Source organism: Marinospirillum insulare DSM 21763 (assembly GCF_000686905.1).
Lineage (GTDB): Bacteria > Pseudomonadota > Gammaproteobacteria > Pseudomonadales > Halomonadaceae > Marinospirillum > Marinospirillum insulare.
On record NZ_JMLW01000023.1, the window covers coordinates 38344 to 49566 of the forward strand.

Annotated in this window: 10 protein-coding genes; 5 read left to right on the forward strand and 5 right to left on the reverse strand. The window is 43.3% G+C overall.

The features are described from left to right. Positions 1–3 precede the first annotated feature (3 nt). A complete protein-coding gene (gene pdxH / locus BP27_RS0110175) occupies positions 4–660 on the reverse strand; it encodes a pyridoxamine 5'-phosphate oxidase (RefSeq protein ID WP_027851463.1) in 657 nt (218 codons plus the stop codon). Positions 661–728: 68 nt separating this feature from the next. On the opposite strand from pdxH, the gene BP27_RS0110180 reads away from it, so the two are divergent. Beyond that, complete coding sequence (locus tag BP27_RS0110180) at positions 729–1418, forward strand: cytochrome b/b6 domain-containing protein (RefSeq protein WP_027851464.1); 690 nt, start codon at positions 729–731, stop codon at positions 1416–1418. A gap of 55 nt (positions 1419–1473) precedes the next feature. On the opposite strand, the gene BP27_RS0110185 is transcribed toward BP27_RS0110180, so the two are convergent. Next, on the reverse strand, positions 1474–1935 hold the full coding sequence (locus BP27_RS0110185) for a c-type cytochrome (protein ID WP_027851465.1): 462 nt from the start codon (positions 1933–1935) through the stop codon (positions 1474–1476). Positions 1936–2277: 342 nt separating this feature from the next. On the opposite strand from BP27_RS0110185, the gene BP27_RS0110190 reads away from it, so the two are divergent. Next, entirely contained in the window at positions 2278–3054 is a 777-nt protein-coding gene (locus BP27_RS0110190; protein WP_027851466.1) for a MotA/TolQ/ExbB proton channel family protein, read from the forward strand. A 6-nt stretch (positions 3055–3060) separates the two neighbouring features. After that, positions 3061–3870 carry a flagellar motor protein MotB gene (locus tag BP27_RS0110195; RefSeq protein WP_027851467.1) on the forward strand — a complete coding sequence of 270 codons (810 nt, stop codon included), beginning with the start codon at positions 3061–3063 and terminating at the stop codon, positions 3868–3870. A 69-nt stretch (positions 3871–3939) separates the two neighbouring features. Here BP27_RS0110195 and BP27_RS0110200 read toward each other — a convergent pair whose 3' ends face one another. Together BP27_RS0110200 and metH are read right to left on the reverse strand one after the other, a co-directional pair. Continuing rightward, a complete protein-coding gene (locus BP27_RS0110200) occupies positions 3940–5265 on the reverse strand; it encodes an MATE family efflux transporter (protein ID WP_036240036.1) in 1326 nt (441 codons plus the stop codon). A gap of 16 nt (positions 5266–5281) precedes the next feature. Continuing rightward, the gene (metH, locus tag BP27_RS0110205) at positions 5282–8992 is read right to left on the reverse strand and encodes a methionine synthase (protein ID WP_027851469.1); all 3711 of its coding nucleotides are present in this window, start codon (positions 8990–8992) and stop codon (positions 5282–5284) included. Positions 8993–9156: 164 nt separating this feature from the next. Between metH and nfuA the strand changes: the two genes are divergently transcribed. Beyond that, positions 9157–9765, forward strand: a complete 609-nt coding sequence (nfuA, locus tag BP27_RS0110210; RefSeq protein WP_027851470.1) for a Fe-S biogenesis protein NfuA — start codon at positions 9157–9159, stop codon at positions 9763–9765. Between the two features lie 107 nt (positions 9766–9872). Then, entirely contained in the window at positions 9873–10856 is a 984-nt protein-coding gene (locus BP27_RS0110215; RefSeq protein ID WP_150112050.1) for a TAXI family TRAP transporter solute-binding subunit, read from the forward strand. An 86-nt stretch (positions 10857–10942) separates the two neighbouring features. On the opposite strand, the gene BP27_RS0110220 is transcribed toward BP27_RS0110215, so the two are convergent. Then, the coding region (locus BP27_RS0110220) for an IS30 family transposase (RefSeq protein ID WP_027850490.1) at positions 10943–11223 on the reverse strand (281 nt) is incomplete at its 5' end.

The following is an 11223-nucleotide window of genomic DNA, read 5'->3' on the forward strand; positions in this document are numbered from 1 at the left end:
GGGCTAGGGAGACAGTCGCTCTCTAGTCCATTCTTGCTGGTTATCTTGTTTTTGCTTAAAACGTAAACGGTCATGTAAGCGGCTTGGTTGACCCTGCCAAAACTCTATACTGGTAGGTATAACTTGATACCCGCCCCAGTGGGGTGGGCGAGGTAAGCTATCCATGCCTGCATATTGTTCGGTAATTATCGCTTCTCGCTCACTCAAAACTTCGCGACCACTAATTATTTGGCTTTGCTCTGAAACCCAAGCACCTAGCTGGCTTTCACGCGGGCGGCTAGTGTAGTACTGATTAGACTCTTCTTCACTTAACTTCTGTACATAACCTTCAACCCTTACTTGCCGCTCTAATAACTCCCACCAAAAAAGGAGTGAACAGCGTGGGTTGTTTCTAAGTTCCTCACCTTTGCTGCTTGTATAGTTGGTGTAAAATACCCAGCCCAACTCTTTAGAGAATCCCTTTAAGAGCACAATGCGGGCTTTGGGCTGCCCGGTTTCATCAACGGTTGCTAGGGTCATGGCATTAGGATCAAGCGTTTCTGTTTTTGCCGCTTCAGTCATCCAGCGGTTAAATAAAGCATAAGGACAGGATCCGGCGTTTGCTTCTGCTAGGTCATTGGCTTTATAAACACGCCGCATATCTGCTAATTCGCGATTCATCTTGCTATCCTCTTGCGGTAAAGTAAAACTAGTTAACAACTTTAACTTAATTTAGGAGCTTCTTATTAATGACACCACCTAACTCCAACCAGAATATCAAAGTATGGGACTGGTCTATACGAGTTTTTCACTGGTCTTTGCCTTTATTGATATTTTTGCTTTGGTTTTCACAAGATCAAGGGGAAATGGCACGCCATTTTCTATTTGGTCAAATCTTACTAGCGGTTCTGGTTTATCGCATTATTTGGGGTTTTATAGGTACACCCTATGCAAGGTTCAAACATTTTTTGTATGGACCTAAAGCTTTCTTAGCTTATTTTAAGCATTTTTTTTCTAGCACTAAACCCCGCTACCTGAGTCATAACCCTATGGGTGGCTTTATGGTTTTAGTGTTGATGGGTGGCGTTATTTTCCAGTTGGTGACAGGTCTTTACACTACTGATGATATTTTTACCTTCGGACCTTTATATGAAACAGTCAGTCGTTCAACGTCTGCTTGGATGTCGCGTTGGCACTATCTGTTTTTTGATGTGTTGCTGGTACTGATTGGCTTACACCTATTAGCCATACTGCTATATAAAATACGCGGTGAAGGCTTGGTTAAAGCTATGTTTAGCGGTAAAAAACCAGCTGCTGAGGAGAATCAAGACCAATTACCTGCAGAAGCAATGCAAAGCTTTCCTTGGTTACGTTTTGTTTTGGCAGTGGCGATAACTAGCCTGGTTGTATTTGTTGTTTTCCATATCAACTACGCATAAAAAAAGCCCCAGATGGTTAAATTTTACCATCTGGGGCTCTAGTTGTTACTGAATATTACTTAGCGCGGTAGTCGTCGTGACAACCTTTACAGCCTTGTAAAACAGCGCCAATGGCTGGGCGTGCAGTTTTTAAATCAAAGCCAGGCTTAGAAGAAGCTTCAATTAACTCGCCTAGGGCTTTACCAAAGGTTTGGCCTTTAGACTGGAAATCTTCCATATTCGACCAAGCGGCAGCTTTAAGCTTAGACTCTTTTACATCACGAGTCGCAGGGAAATAGGTGTCGCCTAACATGGGTGCAATTTTACCTAGGTTGGTTGCACGCTTATTAATTTCCGCAGCATCAAAATCAATTTTCCCTTGTGCCATACCACCCATAACACCGGCTTGGGCTGAGAAAACCTGATAAATTGCTTGGCGATACTTAACTGCATCTTCAGGTTTGAATAAATCTGCCGACTGTACACCAGTGCTACCGAGTAAAGTCAGAGTAGCTAGGGCAATAGCCTTCTTTAACATAGCGAGAACTCCATTTAATTTAATAAATTAATTATTGATCTGGGGGTTTATAAGTGTTTTCTTAAGGAAGGCGTGACTTTACAATAAAAACTTGCTTTACGCAAAAGAATACCTTTAATAGGGAGAGCTCAGTTGAAATTTATAATGAGTATTTTTTAAGTACTTTTTGCCTGCCACCAGCAAGCGTGTTTTTAAGTAAAAAAATATTATTGGCGGCAACAAAAGCCTTACTTCTAGGGCTGTTCAAATGGTGTAAGACTGTTATTATAGATCACTGCGACTTGATAGCTTGTCTTAGGATTAAGCAAATAACCGATGTAACTAAAACTTAAGGATCGCAATATGGATCTTGCTACACTACTTGGCCTGGTACTGGGATTTACGCTCATCATCTTGGCTATCGTTACCAGTGCTGACCTAGGTTTGTTTCTTAGCTTACCTAGTATTCTGATTGTAGTAGGTGGTACTTTTGCCGCAGCTCTAATCAAGTTTCGAGTTCAGAGCTACTTAACAGGGATAAAAGAAGGGGTAACCTCTGCTTTTTTTGACCGCAGTGATAACCCACGTGAAATCATTGCCCTGGCTAACCGCCTTTCACGCATTGCACGTCGTAACGGTCTGCTAGGCTTAGAAGATGAGCCCATAGACAACCCTTTCTTCCAAAAAGGGGTGCAAATGTGTGTTGATGGTAGTGCGCCAGAGTTTATTCAAGAAGTTCTTCAAAAAGAAATGCTCCTCACCATTGATAGAAAATCAGTGGCAGAAAAAGTGTTTCGTGCCTTTGGTGACCTAGCACCGGCTTTCGGTATGATAGGTACCCTAGTTGGTCTTATTGCTATGCTTAACAACCTAGATGACCCTACCAAACTTGGTCCGGGTATGGCTTTAGCACTAATTACAACGCTTTATGGTTCAGTTTTAGCTCAGCTTATTTTTATTCCTCTAGCCGATAAGCTAGAAATGAAAAACGATGAGTTAAGAAACAATATGGCTCTGATTGTAGATTCGGTAATGGGTATTTATAACGGCATGAACCCTCAAGTACTCGATGAGTTGCTTGAAACTTACCTACCTGAATATCAGCGTGGCGCTATGAATATGACTGAAGAAATAGAGTAGATATTTATGAGTAAGGCCGCATTACCAGAAAAGAAGAAAAAAGAAGTTAAGGGAACACCCATTGCGCCTTGGATGGTAACTTTTGCTGACATGATGACGCTCTTGCTGGTGTTTTTTGTTCTTATCTTATCTTTCTCAACTATGGAAGTAGAAAGGTTCCGTGCGGTATCTATGGCACTGCAGAATTCTTTTGGCTTTCAGATGATGAATCCGCTGAATATGATTCCAGTGGATAATCCACCACGCACTGAAAATATCATTGCACCTATTAAGCCCGAACCTCCTACTACTGAAAATACTGGTATGGAAAATCAATTAGACACTTTAGGTAATCGCCTAGACACTAACTTTATTGATGAAATTGAGAAGGGTTTGATCATAGTAGAGCAGGACGAAGATCACATTATCATTCGTTTTCCAGATGACGCTGCCTTTGGTTCAGGTAGTGATTGGTTAGAGCCACAAATGGTGCCTATTATTCAGCGGGTTGGTGAGTTAATTTCAGACTTTGATATGTATGTTGTGGTGGGTGGTCATACCGACAACATTCCAATTAACACTGAAAGATACCGTTCTAACTGGGAGTTATCCTCAGCACGTGCAACTTCTGTTGCCCATGAGCTCACTTGGATGAGTGACCTAAATGAAGAGTATCTTTATGTAGTTGGTAACGGGGATGCTAGGCCGATTACCTCAAACGCTACACCAGAAGGGCGTGCAGGAAACCGTAGGGTAGATATTCTACTCATGGAGCGTGACCTCACAGAGGAAAGAGAAGTTTTCCAAGGTATTCAACAAATACCTACCTACCGTTAAGTTAAAACTTTAACGATTAGAAATGACTAAGAAGCCTGTTATTTTATTGAATAGCAGGCTTTTTTTTGGTTAAACTTTTAGACCTTGCCAACGTCTACGCTGCCAAACCCTGACAAATACCACCGAGTTAATCATTCTATAGGCCAGTTGGGCTACCCAAATACCTATCAGCCCACCTTGTAAGTAAATACCTAAAAACCAAGCTGCAGGAAGAAAAAATAACCACTGCATAGACAGACTGATTTGCATAACTGACCTATGCGCACCTGCCCCTTGTAAGGCTTGGTTAAAAACAAGCGCTGCTGAGTCTAGGGTAATCATAATTCCCGTTAGCATGAGAGGAATTTTACCCAGCTCAATTAGACTTTCTTGATGTAAAAATAAGCCTAAGATTGCTTCGGGAGCCAGCAGCATGGGCAGGCCTAAAAACGCTAATATAATGGCGGCTAGGCGCATGCCTTCCCAGCCCCAACGGTGGGCTTCTTCTTGGTTGTTTTCTCCTAAGCTGTGACCAACCAAGGTCATGGCTGCCATACCTAAGCCAACGCCAGGTAATATAAGTAAAAGCGACAAATGTACTAATACATGGCCCACTGCAACGCTAGCCGTGCTTATTTGTCCTAAAAACCAAAATAAAACGGCGTAGCTAACTGCAAATAAAAATTGCTGCAAAGAGTTAGGAGCCACCAAACTTACTAGGCTCCACAACAAGGTAAAACTGGGAGATTTATTTAAAAAACCATTAGGCCGAGCATTGCGCCAAGTAAGCCAGCCCCAAACTAAAGCACCACTTGTCACTGAAATGCTAGTGCCCAGCGCCGCACCAGTAGCACCTAAGGCTTGTATCCCTAAGCCACCATGAATAAGCCAAATACTCAGCAGAATATTCAAGGTATGGGTAAAAATAATAATACGAAAATAAACCCCAGTTTTTTGAATACCATGCCAATAGCCACGAAAGCTTAGGGTTAATGCAATTGGTAGTAAACTAATCACTCGCCACTGAAAATAGTCATTGGCAACCGTTTGCACAGCAGTTGTTGGGTTTATCTTTGCAACTAGCCAACTAGAATTAAACCAACCCACTAAACTTAACGGCAAAGTAATCATTAAAGCCAGCAAAATAGCGGCATTAAGCGGCAAAGCTAGCTGAGTGTATTGTTTCGCACCTTGTCGGCGCGCAACCTGAGACTGTACGCCAGAACTAAGCCCGGCAACCAAGGCCGACAGCATAAAAATGGCGTAACCACCCACTCCAACACCCGCCAGTACTGTTTCGCCCAAGCTTCCTACTAGAATTGCATCCACTAAATTCAGCAAACTCTGGCTAAGCATGCCACCCATAATAGGTAGGGCTAAAGCCAGAATTTTTTGCCTGCGCTGGGTAGCAATCATTGTCTAGGGCAGCTAACTAAGCTTGGTCAGGATCATAGCTAAGGGCTGGTAATAACCAACGCTCCATAGTGTCAACTGGCATGTTTTTGTGCTTAGCAGCCGATTCCACTTGATCTCGGGTAATTTTACCTAGGTTAAAGTATTTACTATCTGGGTGAGCAAAATACCAACCCGACACAGCAGCGGTTGGGTACATAGCAAAGCTTTCGGTTAAAATTAAGCTGGTATGTTCGGTAGCATTTAATAGTTCAAATAAATGCTCTTTTTCTGTGTGATCAGGGCAGGCTGGGTAACCCGGTGCAGGGCGAATGCCTTGGTAGGCTTCTTTAATGAGCGCATCATTGTCTAGCTGTTCATTGTTAACATAACCCCAAAACTCTTTGCGTACTCGCTGGTGCAAGCACTCGGCAAAGGCTTCAGCTAGGCGGTCAGCCAAGGCTTTTAACATAATGGCGCTATAGTCATCTAAGTCTGCTTCATACACCTTGGCTAACTCATCCACGCCAATACCTGCGGTTACCGCAAAACCGCCAATCCAATCTGGAATACCACTGTCTTTAGGCGCAATAAAGTCGGCTAACGATTTACAAAAGCCTTGTTTGTCAGGGGTTTGTTGACGTAACTGGGTTAGCTTTTTAATAACTTGCTGACGGGTTTCATCGGCATAAACTTCAATAACATCGTCATCAACACTATTAGCAGGCCACAAGCCTATAACACCTCGAGCTTCAATTTTTTGCTTGCTAACCAGTTGTTTTAACATGGTTTGCGCATCAGTAAAGAGTTTTTTAGCTTCTTCACCCACCACTTTATCTTCAAAAATAGCTGGGTATTTACCTACCAAGTTCCAGCTAATAAAGAAGGGTGTCCAATCAATGTATTCAACCAGCTCTTCTAGGGAATAATTAGCAAAGGCTTTAACGCCGAGTTGCTTAGGGGCAACCGGTGGTTTGGATTCAAAATCTAATTTCAGCTTACGGCTTCTTGCTTCGGCATAATCACAAGAAGCGCCTTTTAAAACCCGTTTACTTTGGCGGACTCTAATTTTTTCATATTCCTCTGCAATTTCTTCCATATACTTAGGCTTGTGTTCAGCAGATAAAAGATTGCTGGCTACACCTACGGCACGCGACGCATCGCTAACATAAACCACGGCTTCATCGTAGTTAGGGTCTATTTTAACCGCTGTATGCGCTTTTGAAGTGGTAGCGCCGCCAATCATTAACGGAATAGTAAAGCCTTGGCGCTGCATTTCTTTAGCGACAGTTACCATTTCATCGAGGGAAGGGGTGATTAAGCCGGATAAACCAATAATATCCACGTTTTCTTCACGGGCTTTTTCTAGAATTTTATTGGCAGGCACCATAACGCCCATATCCACTACTTCGTAGTTGTTACACTGTAAAACCACGCCAACAATGTTCTTGCCTATATCGTGAACGTCGCCCTTAACCGTGGCCATTAAAATTTTGCCTTTGGTTTGCACTTCGCCCGTTTTTTCAGCTTCAATGTAGGGAATAAGAATCGCCACGGCTTGTTTCATAACCCTGGCTGATTTAACCACCTGGGGTAAGAACATTTTACCGGCACCAAACAAGTCACCCACCACATTCATACCCGTCATTAGTGGGCCTTCAATTACGTGGATAGGCCGGTCAGCCTGCTGGCGAGCTTCTTCAACATCAACATCTATAAAAGCCGTAATGCCTTTCACCAGAGCATGAGAAATGCGCTCATTCACAGGTAGGTTACGCCACTCTAAGTCTTCTTTTTTCTCTGTGGTAGAACCATCGCCTCGGTATTTTTCGGCAATATCTAGTAGGCGTTCAGTGCCATCGTCACGGCGGTTAAGCACCACATCTTCAACTGCAGTTTTAAGTTCTTCGGGCAGGTCATCATAAAGTGCAAGCTGCCCAGCATTAACAATACCCATGCTCATGCCAACTTTAATGGCATGGTATAAAAACACGGAATGAATGGCTTCACGAACGGGGTTATTACCCCTAAAAGAGAAGGAAACGTTAGATACGCCGCCAGAGATCATCGCATGGGGTAGGTTCTTGTGTATCCATTCTGTGGCTTGAATAAAATCCACGCCATAGTTGTTGTGCTCTTCAATCCCTGTGGCTATAGCAAACACGTTAGGGTCAAAAATAATGTCTTCGGCAGGAAAGCCTATATCATCGACTAATAAGCGATAGGCTCTTTCACAAATTTCAATTTTACGTTCAAAAGTATCTGCTTGGCCTACTTCATCAAAGGCCATCACAATAATTGCCGCACCGTAACGCTTACAAAGCAAAGCCTGCTCACGGAAAGCGGTTTCGCCTTCTTTCATGGAAATGGAGTTGACGATGGGCTTGCCTTGCACACACTTTAAGCCCGCTTCTAAAATCGACCATTTAGAAGAGTCTAACATAATAGGAACACGGGCAATGTCTGGCTCACCGGCGATCAGATTCAAAAATTTCACCATGGCGGCTTCTGAATCCAACATGCCTTCATCCATGTTGATGTCGATCACCTGTGCGCCATTTTCAACCTGCTCTAAAGCCACTTCTAATGCAGTGTTGTAATCTTCTGCAAGAATTAACCTTTTAAAGCGTGCCGAGCCAGTAATGTTGGTACGCTCCCCCACGTTAACAAACAGTGAGTCGGGGGTAATATTAAAGGGCTCTAGGCCAGATAAACGGCAAGCAGGTAGAATAGTTGGCACTTGGCGAGGTGGAATTTTTGCTACGGCTTCGGCTATTGCTTTAATGTGATCTGGCGAAGATCCACAACAGCCACCAATAATATTCATTAAGCCGGCTTGGGCAAATTCCACCAAAATACTAGCCATTTCTTCTGGGGTTTGGTCGTATTCCCCAAAAGCATTGGGTAAGCCTGCGTTAGGGTGTGCCGACACAAACGTATCAGCAATGCGCGAGAGTTCTTCTACATAGGGGCGTAAATCTTCCGCACCCAAAGCACAGTTAAGCCCTACAGAAATGGGTTTTGCATGGCGAACACTATTCCAAAAAGCTTCCGTGGTTTGACCTGAAAGTGTGCGCCCAGACGCATCAGTAATGGTGCCAGATATCATAATGGGCAGCTCAAACCCAAGTTTTGCAAACACTTCCTGGACAGCAAAAATAGCTGCTTTAGCATTTAAAGTGTCAAAAATGGTTTCGATCATAATTAAGTCGACACCACCACGAATCAAAGCTTCCGTAGATTCTATATAGTTTTCGACGAGTGCATCAAAGGTGACATTACGAAAGCTGGCATCGTTAACATCAGGAGAAATAGATGCAGTACGGCTGGTAGGGCCTAAAACACCTGCTACATAACGCGGTTTTTCTGGTGTAGAATGCTCGTCCGCAGCTTGGCGAGCTAAACGTGCACCCGCTTCGTTTATTTCAGCAGCCAGTTCCTGCATGCCGTAATCAGCTTGTGAAAGACGGGTGGAGTTAAAGGTGTTGGTTTCAACTATATCCGCACCAGCCGCTAGGTATTCACCATGTAAGCGTTGAATTAGATCGGGTTGTGTTAGCACTAAAAGGTCATTATTGCCCTTAAGATCACTGGGCCAATCAACAAAGCGTTTACCCCTAAAATCTGCTTCAGCTAGTTTTTGATTTTGGATCATCGTACCCATGCCACCATCAAGAATAACTAGTCTCTCTGCTAGGCTTTTTTTAAGGGCGGCGGTACGTGCCTTAGCGGCTTGGGCAAGGGTGTTCATTGAGAAGGCAGACTCCGAAATAAATTTTGCGCTAGTGTAACAAAAAGCGCCCGTTAAGGTCATATTAAAAGACCCATTAAAACACTAGGGTATTGTCCTTAAGGCTAGGTTTAGCATAAGATGTTCACAAGTTAAGCCTTATCTCTAAAGAGGAAGCAAGATCAATGAGTGACACAGAAGCAGTTAGCAAACCACTAGAAATTACCAGTAACGCTGAAGATTACTTAGCAGAGTTACTAGCTAAGCAAGATGTAGAGGGTATGTCGGTTAGAGTGTTTATTACTCAGCCGGGTACTCCTTACGCTGAAACCTGCTTAGCCTATAGCCGCCCTGGTGAAGAAGAACCGACCGATGAGCTGCTAGAACTAGATAAAATTAAAGTTTATTTAGAAAAAAATAGCCTCGCTTTTTTAGATGAAGCAGTGGTCGATTTTAACCCAGACCGTATGGGTGGTCAGCTCACCATTAAAGCGCCCAATGCAAAAATGCCTAAAGTCAGTGCGGATAGCCCACTAGCTGACCAAATTAACTACATTCTTTATAGTGATATTAACCCAGGTTTAGCCGCTCACGGCGGTGAAATTAAACTGGTAGAACTAACAGAAGATGATGTTGCTGTTCTTCAGTTTGGTGGAGGTTGCCAAGGTTGTGCAGCGGTTGATTTAACCTTAAAAGATGGCGTAGAAAAAACGCTATTAGAGCGTTTGCCACAATTGCGCGGTATACGTGACGAAACAGACCACACGGTAACTGAAAACGCTTATTACAAATAAAAGCCAAACAAATCAGCAAATTGGTTTGACAGGCAGCGAGTGACTGCCTAAATTCAAGGTGTAGGATAAAACCAATAAAAATGGCTTGGGAGAATAAAAGCATGTCAATGCTAAGAAAAACACTGGCAACAGCGGTTGTCACTGCAGGTTTAGGCTTAGGAGCTGCTGCAGTTAGCTCTACAGCACTAGCAGAACAAAGCTTTATTACAGTAGGTACAGGCGGTGTTACTGGGGTTTACTACCCAACAGGTGGTGCAATTTGCCGCTTGGTGAACCGCACTCGCAAAGACCATGGTATTCGTTGTTCTGTTGAAAGTACCGGTGGTTCTGCTTACAACGTCAACACCATTCGTGCGGGTGAGTTAAATTTTGGTATTGCCCAATCTGACGTACAGTTCAATGCTCACCGAGGTGAAGGGCAGTTCGAAAAAGCCGGTGCTTACACTGATTTACGCTCTGTTTTCTCTCTACACCCAGAAGCCTTTACTGTTGTAGCTCGTGCAGATGCTAAGGCAAAAGAATACGATGACTTACAAGGCAAGCGAGTTAACGTAGGTAACCCTGGCTCTGGCCAACGCTCAACTGTTGAACAGCTGCTAGAAGTGCGTAAGCAAGATATGGGCATTTTTTCTTTAGCTGCCGATTTACGCGCTGCAGAAATGTCTAGCGCCCTGTGTGACAATCGTATTGACGCAATGATCTATGTGGTTGGTCACCCTAGTGGTTCTATTAAAGAAGCCACCAGTAGTTGTAAAAGCAACCTAGTTAACGTACGTGGTGACTATGTTGATGCACTGCTGAAAAAATACCCTTACTACCGCCGCGCAGTCATTAAAGGTGGTGAGTACAATGGTAACCCTGAGGACACTCACACCTTTGGCGTAGCAGCAACTGTAGTGACTAGTGCAAAAACCTCTGATGAACAAGTTTATCAGCTAGTAAAAGCTGTGTTTGATAACTTTGATACTTTCACTCGCCTGCATCCTGCTTTTGCAGACTTGAAGAAAGATGAGATGGTGAGCGCAGGTCTATCTGCTCCTTTACACCCAGGTGCAGTAAAATACTACCGTGAAGCAGGATTGCTTAAATAAGCAGTCTGTACCCGAGTAGGTAAGCGGGTAAATAAGAACCAGCTATACAATATTTGTTTAGCTGGTTTTTTTATCTGCCCTTGGATTCAACTTGCTAGTGCAACAGCCTGTAATTCTTCAAACAATACTTCATTTGGTGTTTTCATTCCAAGTGTTTTCCTAGGTCGGTTATTTAAACGATGCATAATGAATTCAAAATGCTCATCATCTAAGTGCTTAAAGCATGAACCTTTGGGGCAGTATTGACGTATTAAGCCATTTGTATTTTCATTCAATCCACGTTGCCAAGAAGCATAAGGGTCTGCAAAGTAAAAGTCACAATTCAGTGCTTTTGCAATGGCTTGATGCTCAGCAAACTCTTTACCAT